This window comes from Rhodococcus sp. FG69 (assembly GCF_057808915.1).
The window spans coordinates 323170-339500 of sequence record NZ_JBMDIX010000001.1; the positions used below are offsets into that span (position 1 = coordinate 323170).

16 protein-coding genes are annotated in these 16331 nt (G+C 63.4%); 13 read left to right on the forward strand and 3 right to left on the reverse strand.

All coding sequences use genetic code 11. From position 1 onward, the window contains the following. Nucleotides 1–95 precede the first annotated feature (95 nt). The 7 genes from ACODSO_RS01555 to ACODSO_RS01585 all read left to right on the forward strand — a co-directional run bounded on the left by ACODSO_RS01555 (nucleotide 96) and on the right by ACODSO_RS01585 (nucleotide 6945). Nucleotides 96–272 (forward strand): hypothetical protein, encoded by a 177-nt coding sequence (locus ACODSO_RS01555; protein ID WP_489034509.1) that lies wholly within the window; start codon nucleotides 96–98, stop codon nucleotides 270–272. 108 nt (nucleotides 273–380) lie between these two features. Beyond that, entirely contained in the window at nucleotides 381–866 is a 486-nt protein-coding gene (locus ACODSO_RS01560) for a GtrA family protein (protein ID WP_489034751.1), read from the forward strand. A 92-nt stretch (nucleotides 867–958) separates the two neighbouring features. Further along, nucleotides 959–3184: a DUF2254 domain-containing protein gene (locus ACODSO_RS01565; protein WP_489034510.1), complete on the forward strand. Its 2226-nt coding sequence runs from the start codon at nucleotides 959–961 to the stop codon at nucleotides 3182–3184. A gap of 74 nt (nucleotides 3185–3258) precedes the next feature. Continuing rightward, complete coding sequence (locus ACODSO_RS01570; RefSeq protein ID WP_489034752.1) at nucleotides 3259–4308, forward strand: Dyp-type peroxidase; 1050 nt, start codon at nucleotides 3259–3261, stop codon at nucleotides 4306–4308. Further along, nucleotides 4305–5114 carry a family 1 encapsulin nanocompartment shell protein gene (locus ACODSO_RS01575; protein WP_489034512.1) on the forward strand — a complete coding sequence of 270 codons (810 nt, stop codon included), beginning with the start codon at nucleotides 4305–4307 and terminating at the stop codon, nucleotides 5112–5114. Before ACODSO_RS01570 ends, ACODSO_RS01575 begins: the two co-directional genes overlap by 4 nt. A 128-nt stretch (nucleotides 5115–5242) precedes the next feature. After that, the gene (locus ACODSO_RS01580) at nucleotides 5243–6199 is read left to right on the forward strand and encodes an acyl-ACP desaturase (RefSeq protein ID WP_489034513.1); all 957 of its coding nucleotides are present in this window, start codon (nucleotides 5243–5245) and stop codon (nucleotides 6197–6199) included. A 41-nt stretch (nucleotides 6200–6240) separates the two neighbouring features. Next, the gene (locus ACODSO_RS01585) at nucleotides 6241–6945 is read left to right on the forward strand and encodes a M50 family metallopeptidase (protein ID WP_068371566.1); all 705 of its coding nucleotides are present in this window, start codon (nucleotides 6241–6243) and stop codon (nucleotides 6943–6945) included. On the opposite strand, the gene ACODSO_RS01590 is transcribed toward ACODSO_RS01585, so the two are convergent. Together ACODSO_RS01590 and ACODSO_RS01595 are read right to left on the reverse strand one after the other, a co-directional pair. Then, nucleotides 6890–8323: an NAD(P)/FAD-dependent oxidoreductase gene (locus ACODSO_RS01590; RefSeq protein WP_489034514.1), complete on the reverse strand. Its 1434-nt coding sequence runs from the start codon at nucleotides 8321–8323 to the stop codon at nucleotides 6890–6892. The genes ACODSO_RS01585 and ACODSO_RS01590 overlap by 56 nt on opposite strands. 154 nt (nucleotides 8324–8477) lie before the next feature. After that, nucleotides 8478–8807: a hypothetical protein gene (locus tag ACODSO_RS01595; protein WP_489034516.1), complete on the reverse strand. Its 330-nt coding sequence runs from the start codon at nucleotides 8805–8807 to the stop codon at nucleotides 8478–8480. A 155-nt stretch (nucleotides 8808–8962) separates the two neighbouring features. On the opposite strand from ACODSO_RS01595, the gene ACODSO_RS01600 reads away from it, so the two are divergent. The 3 genes from ACODSO_RS01600 to ACODSO_RS01610 are packed head-to-tail and all read left to right on the forward strand — an operon-like array spanning nucleotide 8963 to nucleotide 11404. Then, entirely contained in the window at nucleotides 8963–9937 is a 975-nt protein-coding gene (locus ACODSO_RS01600; protein WP_489034518.1) for an ATP-binding cassette domain-containing protein, read from the forward strand. Between the two features lie 9 nt (nucleotides 9938–9946). After that, nucleotides 9947–10693, forward strand: coding sequence for an ABC transporter permease (locus ACODSO_RS01605; RefSeq protein WP_156520258.1), 747 nt, complete (start codon nucleotides 9947–9949; stop codon nucleotides 10691–10693). 24 nt (nucleotides 10694–10717) lie between these two features. Continuing rightward, nucleotides 10718–11404: a FadR/GntR family transcriptional regulator gene (locus tag ACODSO_RS01610; protein ID WP_489034520.1), complete on the forward strand. Its 687-nt coding sequence runs from the start codon at nucleotides 10718–10720 to the stop codon at nucleotides 11402–11404. Here the strand turns inward: ACODSO_RS01610 and ACODSO_RS01615 are convergent. Beyond that, a complete protein-coding gene (locus ACODSO_RS01615) occupies nucleotides 11377–12399 on the reverse strand; it encodes a LacI family DNA-binding transcriptional regulator (protein WP_489034522.1) in 1023 nt (340 codons plus the stop codon). The genes ACODSO_RS01610 and ACODSO_RS01615 overlap by 28 nt on opposite strands. Before the next feature lie 292 nt (nucleotides 12400–12691). On the opposite strand from ACODSO_RS01615, the gene ACODSO_RS01620 reads away from it, so the two are divergent. From ACODSO_RS01620 to ACODSO_RS01630, 3 genes are read left to right on the forward strand one after another with little or no spacing between them, the layout of a single operon-like run. After that, nucleotides 12692–14242, forward strand: a complete 1551-nt coding sequence (locus ACODSO_RS01620; protein ID WP_489034524.1) for a sugar ABC transporter ATP-binding protein — start codon at nucleotides 12692–12694, stop codon at nucleotides 14240–14242. After that, nucleotides 14239–15291 carry an ABC transporter permease gene (locus ACODSO_RS01625; protein ID WP_068371583.1) on the forward strand — a complete coding sequence of 351 codons (1053 nt, stop codon included), beginning with the start codon at nucleotides 14239–14241 and terminating at the stop codon, nucleotides 15289–15291. The genes ACODSO_RS01620 and ACODSO_RS01625 overlap by 4 nt, the downstream gene beginning before the upstream one ends. Then, complete coding sequence (locus tag ACODSO_RS01630; RefSeq protein WP_489034526.1) at nucleotides 15281–16321, forward strand: ABC transporter permease; 1041 nt, start codon at nucleotides 15281–15283, stop codon at nucleotides 16319–16321. The genes ACODSO_RS01625 and ACODSO_RS01630 overlap by 11 nt, the downstream gene beginning before the upstream one ends. Nucleotides 16322–16331: the final 10 nt, after the last annotated feature.

The window sequence follows — 16331 nt, forward strand, 5'->3', positions numbered from 1 at the left end:
AACCGACACATCCCCGCCATGTCCGATTCGGGGTTGATTCGACCGACACTTCGGCTGCCCAGTACGGTAAGGGGCGACACGGGAGGTTTGCACTTATGGAAAGTATCGGCGCGTTCATCGGAATCGTCGTGGTCGTTCTGACGATCGTCTTGGTTGTGTTCGGGTGCGGAATGCTGTTCCTGGCGTCGGTCAAGCCTGATCTGTTCAACTTCGATCTCACTCGCCGCTCTCGCCAGAAGGCCGAGAAGGCCGAGAAGAACATCTCTTCTTAGAGACATAGGTCATTGTCGGGACTGAAACTCCCGATGATGCGGTTGTATGAGTGTCACGGGATACTCCGTCTTCCCGGACAGGCAACTGGAGACATCGTGAGCAGTTCGATGGTTACGCACCCGCGGGCCGATACGCGTGGTCCGCGCATCTGCAGCCCGCGTACCTGCGGTCCCAAGATCAAGGCCCGATTTCTCGGTGAGTCTGTCACCGCGCAGTTCGCTCGCTTCGTTTTCGTCGGTGGGGTCAGCAATATTCTGTACGCGTCCCTTTTCCTAGGTCTTGCGGCGCTCGGCTCGTTCACCGCCAACCTCATCGGCATCGCCGCCAGCACTGTCCTGGCAAACGAACTGCACAGGCGCCACACTTTCCACGCAGCAGAGCGCGTCGGTTGGTTCCAGACTCAATGGGAAGCGGGCGGTCTGGCACTGGTCGGACTGGCACTCGGTACGGCAGCGCTCGCCGCGGTTCACATTCTCTTCCCCGAGGCGTCCTCCCTCGTCCAGATCGTCGCGGTAGTCGCGGTCAGTGGTGTCATCGGCGCACTGCGGTTCCTTGCCCTACGTGGATGGGTCTTCTACACCCGCGCCGTCTGACTCGCGTCTGTTCCACCACCCCCCAGTACCGCCCGGCGCTAGGCTGACCTCGCTCCAGACTCGCGGAGCGGAGCCTGGGCAGGAGGCCTGCGATGGGTAGGTGGTTCACCGAGACGGTCGTCGACAACGGTCGTCTGCCGTTGTTCTTTCTGCTCGTGTCGTTCCTGCTCGCGTTCCTGTTCATCAGGTTCAGCGTGCGGATGATTCGAGCGGAGGTGTCCTGGTGGCCGGGCAACGTGACGCCTGGCGGCATGCATATTCACCACGTCATGTTCGGTCTGGTGATGGTGCTGATCTCCGGATTCGCCCTCGTCGCGATAGCCAACTACGAGACCCCCATCGCCAACTGCGTCCTGGCGAGTGTGTTCGGTATCGGCAGCGCACTGATGCTCGACGAGTTCGCCCTGATCCTGCATCTGCGCGATGTGTACTGGGCCGAAGAGGGTCGAGCCTCCATCGATGCGGTGTTCGTCGCCGTCGCGATCACCGGGCTGTATCTGCTCGGTGTCCACCCGATCGGGTTCGCTGGCGACTTCGACGCCTACCAAGAGGATCGATCGCTGGGGACCCTTGCGCTGGTCCTCAGCGGTCTCGCGTTTCAGTTGTTGCTGGCGGCGATCACCTTGCTCAAGGGCAAGTTGTGGACCGGTCTCGTCGGACTGTTCTTCGTTCCGTTGCTGATCGTGGGAGCGTGGCGGATCGGGCGACCCAATTCGCCGTGGGCACGGTGGCGGTACACGGACAAGCCGTCGAAACAGGCGAAGGCATGGCTCCGCGAGAAGCGGTTCCGAGAACCGGTGGTGCGCGCGAAGATCGTTGTCCAGGAGGCACTATCGGGCAGATTCGGAGTACCCGTCGCGGTACCGGAGCTGCCGGAGATTCCCGAATCGGCTCCGGCGTCGGCGAAGTTGCCGAATCGTCTGCTGTCCTCGATTCAGTGGCGTAGAACTCGCCGACGTCTGCGTCGTACGCCGGTGTGGCGTCTGCCGGTCGTGCTGGTGTCGGTGTCGATGGTGCTGGCCTACACCTTCGTCGCGATCGACACCGAGTTCGCCGAACCCACAGGCGCGCTGGCCATCGATTCGGACCTCGACATCGGCGCCACCGCGACGCTTCTGGCGGTCATAGCAGGCGGCATGATCACGCTCACCGGTCTGGTGTTCACTGCAATCACTCTTGCCATGCAGTTCGGGGCGTCGCAGATTTCGGTGCGGGTTGTGCCGATGCTGCAGGAGGAAGCGATCATGCGGTGGTCGATCGGGATGTTTCTGTCCACGTTCGTCTTTGCCGTCGTGATCGCCTCGGATCTTGCGCTGTCGGGACAGCGGGCGTCACCGGTGCTGTCGACGTCCATTGCAATTCTGTTGGCCTTCGTCAGCGCGTTCCTGTTCATCGGTTTGGTCGCGCGCGTCGGGATGATTCTCAATTCTTCACGGCTACTTCGCTGGATCGCCGCGCAGGGCCGGACGTCGATCTTCCGGATGTATCCGGCTGTCTCCGCGGAGACAGCGAGTCCGCCGACCAAGCCACTGCCAGAGTCTCCACCGCCGGCGATGCGACGGCTGCCGTCGGAATCCTCCGGTTCACTCGGAACTACGACGGTTCGCCTCGAGCAACTCTCCTCCGATGGCCGCATTCTGTTGGCTGTCGATGTGGCGGGCATCGAGCGACTGGCGACCAAGTGGGGCGTGACGGTGCAGCTCATGCCGACAATCGGCGAATTCGTCGCCCAGGATTCGGTTCTGTTCGAGGTCGAGGGGCCGCAGTTGCGCGTTCGGCCACACCGACTGGTCGGTGCCCTGGTGTTCGGAGACACGCACAGCCCCATGGTGAGTCCGGCGGCCGCTCTGCAGGCGATCGTCGACATCGCGTTGAAGGCACTCTCGCCGGCGATCAACGACCCGGGCCGCGCGGTGCAGGCCATGGACCACCTCGAGGACCTGTTGATGACGCTCGCTCCCCGGGTCCACCATGAATCCGACAATTCGGCCCCGACACGCATTCGCGGAACTCGGCGCACGTGGGCCGACTACGTCGCTGTCTCTACCGACGAGATTCGACACTTCAGCACGGGTTCCACGCAGGTCCAGCGTCGGCTCCGGTCGCTGCTGGTGACGTTGCTCGATGCGTGCCCGCCGGAACAACATCCGCCGCTCGTCGCGCGGTTGGAAGCTCTCGACGCACAGGTGGCGAGGGAGTGGACCGGAAGTCTCGACGTGAGCCTCGCCAGTGCGCCGGATCCTCAGGGATTGGGCTCGGAATTGGGCTCGACTGGTCGCGGCCAACCGGTGGTGTTGGGAGCGGAGCAGAACAACTGAACCGGCGCATGCCTGCCAGCGGGTAGTCGACAGTCGTGGAACGGGTCATGACTAACGGAACCAGCTGTGCGAAAATCGTTCCCGTGACCCAGCAACCCGTGCTTTCGCCGTTGACGACGGCGGCGATCTTTCTCGTCGTAACCGTCGATGCCGGTGGGGAGGACGCGGTTCGCGACGTTCTCGCCGATATCGCCGGTCTTCAGCGGTCCGTCGGATTCCGAGTTCCCGACGGAAAGTTGACGTGTGTCGTCGGAATCGGGTCCGACGCGTGGGATCGACTGTACGACGGTCCGCGTCCCGCCGAGTTGCACCCGTTCGTACCGCTGGAGGGCGCTGTCCACAGCGCACCCGCGACACCCGGGGATGTGCTGTTCCACTTGCGTGCTCAGCAACAGGACCTGGTGTTCGAGATGGCGACCCAGATCATGAACAAGCTCGACGGAGCGGTGACCGTCGACGATGAGGTGCACGGCTTCAAGTTCTTCGAGATGCGCGATCTCATGGGTTTCGTGGACGGCACCGAAAACCCGACGGGCGAGGACGCCGCAGTCGCGGTGACGGTGGGGGAATCGGATCCGGAGTTCACCGGTAGCAGCTATGTCATCGTGCAGAAGTATGTGCACGACATGGGTTCTTGGAATTCTCTGAGTACGGAGGACCAGGAGAACGTCATCGGCCGAACCAAGCTGACCGACATCGAGATGGACGACGACGTCAAACCGCCCAACTCGCACACCGCGCTCAACGTCATCGAAGACGAAAATGGTGTGCAGCTGCAAATTCTGCGCAACAACATGCCGTTCGGGGAGGTCGGCACCAAAGAGTTCGGCACGTACTTCATCGGATACTCGGCGACACCGGCTGTCACCGAAGAGATGTTGCGCAACATGTTTCTCGGTAAACCCGAGGGGAACTACGACAGGATCCTCGACTTCTCCACTGCCGTCACCGGCACGCTGTTCTTCGTTCCCACACTGGATTTCCTCGAGGATCCGCCGGAGAAGCCCGCGACGGGGATCGTCGACGCCGCCGAGGTGGAAGCATCCGACGGCTCGCTCGGCATCGGAAGTTTGAAAAGCACCTTCGACAACGAGTCCACCACAAAGGAAGTGTCGGTCCAATGAGTAATCTGCATCGCGAACTCGCCCCGATCTCAGCGGCGGCCTGGGCCGAGATCGAAGAAGAGGCAACGCGTACGTTCAAACGCAACGTCGCTGGGCGCCGGGTCGTGGACGTGAAGGGGCCCTCCGGTCTCACTCTCGCTGCGGTCGGAACGGGGCACCAGAGTTCGATCGCCCCGATCGCCGACGGCGTCATCGCGCATGCGCGGCAATCGCAACCTGTGGTGGAGCTACGAGTTCCGTTCACCGTCAGCAGGTCTGCGATCGACGACGTGGAACGCGGAGCGAGCGATTCGGATTGGCAGCCGGTCAAGGACGCGGCTACACAGATCGCGTTCGCGGAGGACCGTGCGGTGTTCGAAGGCTATGCCGCAGCAGGGATCACAGGTCTGCGTGAGAGTGCGTCGAACCCGGAGCTGAAGCTTCCCACTGATCCGCGGGACTACCCGGAGATCATCAGCCAGGCCATCACCTCCCTGCGGCTGGCGGGCGTCAACGGCCCGTACTCGTTGCTGCTCAGCGCGGAAGCATTCACTGCGATCAACGAAACGTCCGATCACGGTTACCCGATCCGCGAGCACCTTCGTCGTCTGCTCGACGGCGAGATCATCTGGGCACCCGCCATCGACGGTGCGTTCCTGCTCACCACACGCGGCGGAGACTACGAACTTCACCTCGGCCAGGACCTGTCCATCGGATACCTGTCGCACGACGCCACGACCGTCGATCTGTACTTCCAGGAGTCGTTGACGTTCCTGGCCTACACGAGCGAGGCCGTCGTACCCCTGTTGTCGGCACCGAAGGTGTAGTGCATGTGAGCCTCCCCAAGGTCCGGTGCACTCAGGTTGCTACATCTAACAGAATGTTCGCGACTTGTGTTTCGGCCCGGTCGAGCGGACCTACGCTCTCGTAGTATTCGACTCGAGGAGGCATGTCCATGGTCAGGGAACTGTCGCAGCTGGAGCTGCTGCAGGAGCTCGTTCCGGTTGCGGAAGACAACGTCAACCGGCACATGTCGATGGCGAAGGAATGGCACCCCCACGACTACGTGCCGTGGGACGAGGGCCGTAACTTCGCCGAGCTGGGCGGCGTCGACTACAACCCCGAGCAGAGCAAGCTCTCCGACGTCGCGAAAGCTGCGATGATCACCAACCTGCTCACCGAAGACAACCTCCCCTCGTACCACCGTGAGATCGCCGAGAACTTCTCGCAGGACGGCGCCTGGGGAACGTGGGTCGGACGGTGGACCGCCGAAGAGAACCGCCACGGCATCGTCATGCGTGACTACCTCGTCGTGACCCGCGGAGTCGATCCCGTCGCGCTCGAAGAAGCGCGCATGATCCACATGACCAACGGCTACGTCTCGCCCGCAGGGTCGAAGGTCGGGCTGCTGCACTCGGTGTCGTACGTGACGTTCCAGGAACTCGCGACGCGCGTGTCGCACCGCAACACCGGCAAGGTGTGCGACGACCCGATCGCCGACCGCATGCTTCAGCGCATCGCGGCCGACGAGAACCTGCATATGATCTTCTACCGCAACATCACGGGCGCAGCAATGGACATCTCGCCCGATCAGACGCTGCAGGCGGTCTCCGACATCGTCATGAACTTCGTCATGCCCGGTGCCGGCATGCCGAACTTCCGCCGCAACGGCGTGCTGATGGCCAAGCACGGCATCTACGACCTTCGTCAACACCTCGAGGACGTTGTGTGGCCGGTTCTGCGTAAGTGGCGGGTCTTCGAGCGCGACGACTTCACCGGTCGCGGCGAGAACAGGCGTGAAGAGCTCGCCGCCTTCCTCGAAGACCTGGAGAAGCAGGCGACCAAGTTCGAGGAGATGCGCGACCGTTCGCTCGCCCGTGAGGCCGCCAAAGCGCAGCGTCTGCCCGCGTGAGTTGTAGGGCTGCGGCGGCAAACGCCCGTCCATAATGAAGAGTGACCGAATTCTGGGACCGCATCTCCGCGGTAAGTCCTGATCCGCCTGTGTGGATCGTCCAAGCTGCAGCACTGGTGGCGCTCGCGATCGTGCTGATTCCGCAGACGTGGCGGATCGCCCGCAACGTCGTGACCATCGCCCACGAAGGCGCTCACCTCTTCGTCGCGCTGATCACCGGTCGGCAGCTCATGGGCCTGCGGCTGCATTCCGACACATCTGGGGTGGCGATCTCCAAGGGCAAGCCGACAGGCCTCGGTGTCATCGCGATGACGTTTGCGGGCTATATCGGGCCATCGCTGCTCGGGCTCGGTGCAGCGTTCGTACTCGGCACCCAACGTGCGTCAGCGGTGCTCTGGATCGGGATCATCTCGATCGCTCTGATGCTGTTGATGATTCGGAACATCTACGGGTTCGCGTCGTTGATCACCGTCGGTGCCGCACTGTTCGTCGTGTCCTGGTGGGGAACTGGAGAGCAACAAGTTGCCGTTGCCTATTTCCTGACGTTCTTCCTTCTGATCGCTGGACCCCGTCCTGTCCTCGAACTGCAACGATCTCGCAGTTCAGGGCGGGCACGGGACTCCGATGCCGATCAGTTGGCACGCCTGACGTTCCTCCCCGGAATCGTGTGGGTCGGCCTGTTCCTGCTGGTTACGGTCGGCTCGCTTGCAGTGGGTGCGTGGCGGATTCTGGTTCCGGTGCAGTGACCGGTTCACCTGCGGTGAAGTAGAACATCGCCCGACGTGCGTCGACCTGCTGCTCGGTGATCGCGAGTTGCCCGCGGTTCCTGGAGAAGAACGCCGTCAGCCAGGAGATGACGGTGGTGAGGCGGCTGCGGAAGCCGACGATGTAGAGCAGGTGGACGAGCAACCACGTGACCCACGCGATGAAGCCGGTGATCTTGATGGGCCCGACCTGCGCGACTGCGCTGAAGCGGGACACCGTGGCCATCGACCCCTTGTCGAAGTACCTGAAGTCCTTGCGCGCGGGAACGGCTTTGCCTGCGCGGACAGCTTCGACGCCGTCGCCGATGATGCGTGCGGCGTAGCGACCGCCCTGGATGGCGACCTGGGCGACGCCGGGAAGCCCATCGAGGGCCATCATGTCGCCGACGACGAAGACCTCGGGGTGTCCGGGGAGCGAGAGATCCTTCTCGACGAGGACACGCCCTGCGCGGTCGATCTCGGCGCCGGATTGCTCGGCGAGAGTCCTACCGAGCGGGCTCGCTGCGACGCCCGCCGACCAGACCTTGGTGCGGGCGGCAATGCGGCGCTGCGTGCCGTCGGCATCTTCGACGGTGATTCCGCTCGCGTCCAGATCGGTGACCTTCGCGCCCAACTGAATGTCGACGCCCATCGCGGTCAGGCGCTTCGCTGCGGCCTGTCCGAGGGAGTCGGCGAACGGCGGCAGCACCTTGGGTGCAGCGTCGAGCAGGATGACGTGGGCGCTTCGGCTGTCGATGTGTCGGTATGTGCCGTTCAGGGTCTTGTTTGCGAGTTCGGCGATCTGTCCCGCCATTTCGACCCCGGTCGGGCCCGCGCCGACGACGACGAACGTGAGCAGGCGTTCGATTTCGGCTGGGTCGGTCGCGAGTTCGGCCTGGTCGAAGGCGCCGATGATGCGGCCTCGCAGCTCGAGGGCGTCGTCGATGGTCTTCATTCCGGGGGCGTATTCGGCGAAGTGGTCGTTGCCGAAGTACGACTGGCCGGTTCCCGCGGCGACGATGAGGCTGTCGTAGCTGGTTTCGGTGACGCGTTCGAGAAACTGTGAGGTGACCGTTCTGTTCTCGAGGTCGATGCCGTTGACCTCGCCGAGAATGACGGATGCGTTGTGCTGATCCTTGAGGATCATCCGGGTCGACGGTGCGATTTCACCTTCGGAGAGGATGCCGGTGGCCACCTGGTACAGCAGGGGTTGAAAGAGGTGGTGGGTGGTCTTGGCGATGAGTGTGACGTCGACGTTGGCTTTACGTAGCTGTTTGGCTGCGAACAGTCCCCCGAACCCGGAACCGATGATGACGACGTGATGTCGATGGACCCGCCTGGCGAGCGCCGGGGTGAGTTCGGGCGTGTTGGACGCGGACATGGGTGTGTCCTTCTACGTTCGGGACGGGTCCGGTGTGCGGCCGTCATGTGTGCTGTGTCACTCTGGTGATTGAAGAGTACACGACACCATGTACGAATGTTAAGACAAGCGATCTCAGTGATCGATGTTCTATGCCAGTGGATCTGTCACGTCGTCACTCCCTCTGAGGCAGGCGTTCTCCGGTGTCCGGATCGATCTCCACCGAGACATCGGTGGAATCGGGGTGATAGACGATGGGCTCGTGTTCCACCGCTCGGCGTGTGCCTGCACGGAGTGAGAAGAAGCCGCCCAGGAACAAGATGACCACTGCAACTGCGGCGATCGCAACCCAACCTTCGAACCCGCCGGCGAGAGCGGCGATGAACAGCCCTGCCGCGGCGACCGCAGACATCAGCATGATGACGGCGCCTCGCGTTTGCACATTCTTGATCCACCGTGGTCCTGGCGTTGGCTTCTGATCCCCAGATTTATTCTGATCTGCCATGATTCGCGTCCCTTCGTGACTCTCTCTCCTCGAGGTACCCGTCTGAGAGAGATTCACACGCATCCGTCAGCGGTGGAATCGCGGACCGGAACCGACCTCGATAGCTCCTAGCGTCAGCGTTCGTACCGAATCGACGAACAAAGGGTGGCGCAGCGATGATCGAGACCACAGGTTTGACCAAGAGCTTCACACGAGGAAAGACGACGGTCGACGCGGTGCGCGGTATCGATCTGTCGGTGGCGGAGGGGGAGCTGGTCGCGCTGCTCGGCCCGAACGGCGCCGGCAAGTCGACGACGCTACGCATGCTCACGACCCTGCTGGCGCCGACGTCGGGATCGGCTCGCATCGCCGGACACAGCATCACCGAGGACCGAGACGCCGTTCGACGCAGCCTCGGGTATGTCGGACAGGGCAACGGAGGTGGACACAACCAACGAGTTCGCGACGAGCTGCTCACACAAGGCCTGTGCTACGGACTGTCCGCGCATCGAGCGGGTGTCCGCGCGGACGAACTACTGTCCGCCCTCGACCTCGGGGATCTGGCGAAGCGGACGGTCTCGACACTGTCCGGAGGGCAGCGTCGTCGTCTCGACATCGCGATCGGACTCGTTCACCGTCCGCCCTTGCTGTTTCTCGACGAACCGACGACGGGAATGGATCCGCAGAGTCGAGCCAACCTGTGGGAGCACATACTTCGGCTGCGGCAGGAGATGGGCACCACGATCGTGCTGACGACCCACTATCTCGACGAGGCCGATTCGATGGCGGAACGCGTCATCGTGATCGACACGGGAACCATCATCGCCGACGACACCGCAGACGCACTGAAAGCGAATCTTGCCGGCGATCTGGTGACACTGTCGGTGGCGACGGCCGATGCCGCGATCGGATTGGCGGCGATCCTCGGCAGTGCAGATGGAGTGCGCGACATCACGACGTCGGGAGGCCGACTGAACATCCGGGTCGTGCGCGGCGACCGTGCACTCCCGGACCTGCTCAGGCGCAGCGAATCTCACGGTTTCATCGTCGAATCAGCCGATCTGTCCCGTCCGACCCTGGACGACGTGTTCCTCGGCCTCACCGGCCGCAGTCTTCGTGAAACCAGCCTTCGTGAAACCGCAACCGTTTAAGGAGCAGACATGAATACCCTGACCGGAAGTTCTATCGTCATGACGCGCGAACTGCGGCCCATGGTCCGCGATCCGTTCACCGTCGTCTTCAGCCTCACTCAACCCCTGATCCTGCTCGCATTGTTCGGGCCGTTGCTCGGCACTGTGCCGGGACTCGGCGACGGGAACGTGTGGGACTGGTTCGTCCCCGGCGTGCTCGCCATGATCGCGATCTTCGGCACGTCCATGACCGGGTCCAACCTGTTGACCGAGCTGCACGACGGTTCCCACGAGCGAATGCTGGTCACTCCGCTTCCGCGGTCCTCGCTGCTGATCGGGCGCGCGGTGAAAGAGATGGTGCCGCTCGCCGCGCAGGCCGTGCTCATCATTCTCGTCGCACTACCGCTCGGGCTGTCGGTCAATCCGTTCGGCGCCGTCGTCGGGATCGTCTTGCTCGGGATCTTCGGGATCGGGCTGGGTGCGCTGTCGTATTCGCTCGCGCTTGCAGTTCGAGCGCAGGATTGGGTGTTCTGGGCTGTGCAGCAGACGCTCATGTTCCCGCTGCTGATCCTGTCCGGCACCATGCTTCCACTCGACGGTGCGCCCGGATGGATGCAGTTTCTCGTCGACATCAACCCGCTCGGCTACGTGGTGACCGCCGAACGTGCGCTGTTTGCAGGTGATTTCGCGAGCGCGACCGTGCTGCACGGGATCGTGGCTGCGGTCAGCGTCGCAGTGGTGGGTCTCGCCGTGGGAATCAGAGCGATGCGCCGGTGACGAGGTCTGCTCTACGCTGAGTCGATGCGAGCGCACGAGGTGGTTCTGGGGCGGATCGAACAGGATCTCGCCGCAGGCAAGATCGGCGTCGGCGACCGGCTCCCGTCGGAGCGGGCACTGGCGGAGGAGCTGGGCGTAGGACGCTCCTCCATCCGAGAAGCCATCAGGGTGCTCGAAGCAATGGGAGTCGTACGCACCGCAGTGGGGTCGGGCCCCGACGCGGGCGCGTACGTGATGGCCGATCCGGCGACGTCGATCGGATCGGCCCTCCGCTTGCACATGGCGACTCGGTTCCTGCCGATTCCCGACGTGGTCCAAACCAGGGTGCTCCTCGAATCCTGGGCACTTCGGGAGGCGGCAGGCCGGGATCCCGATCTCTCCACGGTCGAGTCACTGCTGGATCGGATGGACGACCTGGACTTACCTCCCGAACAATTCCATCGCCTCGACGCCGAATTGCATGTTCGGCTCGCGAGCCTCGCGGGCAATGTGCTGGTCGAGGCGATGATGACCTCGCTTCGTGATGCCATTCACGGGTACGTAATGGAAGCTGTTCCAGCACTCGATGATTGGGATGTCGTCGCCGTCAACCTACGATGCGAGCACCGCGGGATAGTCGAGGCAGTTCGCAGAGGCGACGGCGGACGAGCTGCAACCCTGGTACGTGAGCACATCGAAGGGTTCTACGCCCTGGCGCCTCTCCAGCCGTGATCGGTGGACCCCCGCACGACGAGGGACGGGGTGAACGTAAGCTGACGAAAAGTGTTGTGGCCCTGACTGTTCACCTGCTCCATCAGTAGTTCCGCAGCGGCGTGGCCCAGTTCGGCTCGGGGCTGCGACACCGAGGTCAGGGGAACGGCCGCGCCTGCTGCATAGTCGATGTCGTCGTACCCGACGATGGCCAGATCGTCGGGAACCCGCAGTCCGCGTTGAATGTATTCCTGCAGAACGCCGAGCGCGAGTAGGTCGTTCGCGCACACTGCGCCGGTCGGGGGCGTGTCGGTCATGTCCAGGATTCGTCCGGCGGCCTTTGCACCGGCCTCGATGCTCAACGATTCCGACCAGATGGTCGACAATCGGGTGCTGGCCGAGTCGGCGACGGCATCGAGTGCGCCCGCCCGCCGATCTCGCACCTGCCGGATGCTCGACGGTCCACCGACGAAGACAAGATTCCGATGGCCGAGGTCCATCAGATGCCGCGCCGCGAGATGCCCACCGTGCACATCGTCGACGGCGACCGACGAACGGCCCGGAGTGCGCGATCCCCTGTCCAGCAGAACCACCGGCGTGCCCTGACGGTCGAGTTTGTCGAGCATCGGAATGTTCTCACCGACGGGACTGAGCAGGATGCCCTGCACACGCTGTTCCATCAGTAGGCGTAGCTGGCGATTCTCTCGATCCTCGGACTCGCCGCTGCCGACGAGTACCATCAGCAGGTCGTTCGCGTCGGCGACCGACTCCGCACCGGCCGCGACGTCGAGGAAGAACGGGTTCCGTGCGTCGAGCACGACGACGGCAAGCATCCGGGACTGTCCTGCCCGGAGCTGGCGCGCGGCATCGTTCCGGACGAATCCGAGCTGGGCGATCGCTGCCTCGACGCGCTCACGGGTGGCCTCGGACACCATGTCGGGACGGTTGAGGACATTGCTGATCGTGCCCATGGACACACCGGCGAGGGCCGCGACCTCTCGCATACTCGCTGCCATATGGACCAGCCTCCCCCGAATCGGACACGAACCATGCACTTCTACTCATTGAATCGGTTCATGACTCGGTGCGCAACACCTGCGTCCGATCGTCGCGCCCGCATCGGCGGATCTGACGTCGCCCGGAGATGAGCGCCAAGCAACGCGGCCAGAGACGTCCTATAACGATTCGATAACGCACGGAGGTGATCCGGATCACGGGGTTGACTTGTGTCCACGGTCACTTCTAGCTTTTAGGGACAAAATGAACCGTTTCAATCGACACGGTTCGATCCGACCGGGAGGTCCCTTCATGAGCGTCTCGACGACGCCCGGCGGTGGTGGCACGATGCCAACCCCCTTGCTCGAGGTTCGGAACGTGAGAAAGACCTTCGGTGCCGTGTCCGCGGTCGCAGGTGTGTCGTTCCCTCTGTTCGCTGGAGAGGCCCATGCGCTGGTCGGTGAGAACGGTGCGGGCAAGTCCACCATCGTCAAGATGCTCGCGGGCGTCCATACCCCGGACACCGGCACTCTTGTCGTGGGCGGCGCGGACGTAACCCTCGGTTCTCCTGCCGAGGCGAAGTCGAAGGGCATCGCGGTGATCTATCAGGAGCCCACTCTGTTCCCCGATCTCTCGATAGCCGAGAACATCTACATCGGAGCGCAACCGAAGGGTCGCGGCGGGATGATCGACCGGTCCGCCATGAATGCCGCGGCAGAAGCGCTGTTCGCACGGCTCGGGGTACCGATGGATCCCGATCGACTCGCAAGTGGACTCTCGATCGCAGATCAGCAACTGGTCGAAATCGCCAAGGCACTGTCGACGCAAGCGTCGGTCATCGTCATGGACGAGCCGACGGCAGCACTGTCCGGCAACGAAGTCGAGAGATTGTTCAAGGTCGCGCGTTCACTGTGTGCCGACGGGGCGGCTGTCCTGTTCATCTCGCACCGCTTCGAAGAGATATTCGCACTGTGCCAGCGAGTGACCGTGATGCGCGACGGCAAACACATCTCGACCTCCGAGCTCGCCGGTCTGACCGTCGACGATCTCGTCAAAGCCATGGTGGGCCGCGAACTAGGCGCGCTGTTCCCGAAATTGGATGCCGAGCCGGGCGCGGTCGTGCTGGAGGTCGACGGATTGAGCCGGGCGGGCGTGTTCACCGACGTCAGCTTCTCCGTCCGCGCTGGAGAGATCGTGGCACTCGCGGGGCTCGTCGGTGCGGGCCGCTCCGAGGTCATGCAAGCCGTCTTCGGCGTCGACCCCCGCGATTCGGGTGAAGTGCGCGTCAGAGGAAGAACGCTGAAGCCCGGGAATCCGAAAGCTGCGATGCGCGCCGGGATCGCACTGGTACCCGAGGACCGACGTCAGCAGGGCCTCATTCCCGAGATGTCCATCGAGCGCAACGCGACCCTGACCCGATCGGCGGCGTTGGCTCGCTTCGGATTCCTCGTGGGTGGTCGTGAACGACGTTCCGCGTACGAGTGGACCAAGAAGCTACAGACGAAGTTCGCTCGCATCACCGATCCCGTGGGGACTCTGTCCGGTGGAAATCAGCAGAAGGTGGTCCTCGCCAAGTGGCTGGCCACCGATCCGACTGTCCTCGTCGTGGACGAGCCGACACGAGGTATCGACGTAGGGACGAAAGCCGAAGTGCACAGAATCATTTCCCAACTCGCGCGCGACGGCGTGGCAATCGTGATGATCTCCTCCGAGCTGCCCGAGGTGCTCGGGATGGCCGACCGTGTGCTGGTCATGCGAGAGGGTCGCATCGCAGCGGAGATCGATCGAGCCGACGCCACCGAGGAGTCCGTCATGTACGCCGCGATGGGATCCACCGCCACAGGGCCGGGGGCAGCAGCATGAGCATCACGACGGACGTGAGCGCGCCGGCGGATCCGCTGAAGCCGGTGCAGAAGGACAGCACCTCTCTCGTCGAAAAGGTCCTGCGGATGCGCTCGCTCGGCATACTCGCCGCCTTGGTCGTGCTCGTAGGAGTCACGACAGCGAAGAACTCCGGATTCCTGTCCTCGCAGAGCATCAGGGACCTGCTGCTTGCTGCGTCGATCGTCGCGGTACTCGTGGTCGGCCAGACCGTCGTGATGATCACCAAGAACATCGACCTGTCGGTAGGTTCGATTCTCGGGCTGTCTGCGTTCGCTGCGGGTTCGGTCATGCACAGCTCGCCCGACCTCCCGATCGTCGTCGGGATCGTCGCGGGTATCGCCGTCGGTGCGGTATGCGGAGTGGTCAATGCAGTACTGGTCCGATTCGGCGGCGTCCCTGCGCTTGTCGTGACCCTCGGAACGATGTACATCTTCCGCGGTGTCGCCTACTTCTGGGCAGGTGGAGAACAGATCACCGCCGACGAGATGCCCGGATCGTTCCTCGACCTCGGCACCGCAAGCATTCTGGGAATACCTGTCCTGGTGCTGATCGCACTCGTCGCCATCGCGGCGACCGGGACCTACCTCGGCCGCTATCGCAGTGGACGCGACCTCTACGCCATCGGATCCAACGGACACGCCGCCGAGCTCGCCGGAATCGCGGTGGGCAGACGGACGCTCGCGGCATTCGCGTTCTCGGGAGCGATGGCAGGTATCGCCGGGGTCATGTTCGCCGCACGATTCGGAACCGTCGACGCAGCCGCGGGAACCGGCTACGAACTCAACGTCATCGCCGCGTGCGTCGTCGGCGGAGTGGCGGTGGTCGGCGGCATCGGAACCATCTGGGGCGCCGCCCTCGGCGCGCTGCTCCTGACGACGATCAACAGCGCACTCCCGGTCCTGCAGATCGACCAGTTCTGGCAGCAGGCCATTGTCGGTGCACTCATACTCATCGCCATCGCGGCGGACCGAATCGCGGCCGTCCGTGCTGCGCAGCAACTTCGAAAGAGGAGCGCTCATGTCGAGTGATCTCGCCACGGCGTCGGCCGGCCCCACAGCCTCGGCGACGCAGCCCGGGAGCCGGTGGCGCGAGCTCCTCGCGAACTGGGACACCGCGATCATCACGCTCACGGTTCTTGTCCTGATCGGAGCCTCCATCACCAACCCCGACTTCGGCAGCAGTACCAACTTCACCTTCCTGGTCCTCGACCTGGCGCCGATCTTCCTGATCGCACTGCCGATGACGCTGATCATCGTGACCGGTGAGATCGACTTGTCGGTGGCGAGCACGCTCGGTCTCAGTGGCGCGGCCATGGGGTGGATGTGGAACAACGGGTTCACGATCGAGATGATCGTCCCGATGTGCATCCTGCTCGGAGCGATGCTCGGTGCGCTCAACGGATTTCTTGTCGCCGGCCTCGGATTGCCCTCTCTCGCAGTGACGATCGGTACGCTTGCACTGTTCCGTGGCTTGGCCTTCGTACTTCTGGGTGATCAGGCGGTGTCGAACTTCCCCCGTGCCTACACCTCGTGGGTCACTGGAACGATCGGCGATACCCCGATCCCGAATCTCGCTGTTCCGTTGGTGATCCTTGCGGTCGTCTTCGGGGTGATCTTGCAATCGACAGCATTGGGGCGCAACATCTATGCGACCGGAGCGAGTGCGACGGCAGCGAAGTTCGCCGGCATCGACGGCAACCGAATCAAGTTCTGGCTCTACGTGGTCGCCGGCGCCGTCGCAGCGCTCGCCGGAGTCCTATGGAGTTTGCGGTACTCGAGTGCCCGGGCCGACAACGGATCCGGCCTCGAACTCTCCGTCGTCGCCGCGGTACTGCTCGGCGGCGTCTCCATCTTCGGCGGCAAAGGTCGACTGCTCGGAGTTCTCGCCGCCGTGGTCCTTCTTGCCACCCTGCAGAACGCCCTCCGACTCGAGGACATCTCGAACGAGGCGCTCACCGTCGTCACCGGCGTACTGCTCATCGTCGCCGTTCTCCTACCCAACGTACTGAAGACCGTCCGAACCTCCTCCCAACGCCGCAAAGCCGTTCGCGCTCTCTAGGATTTCCCCT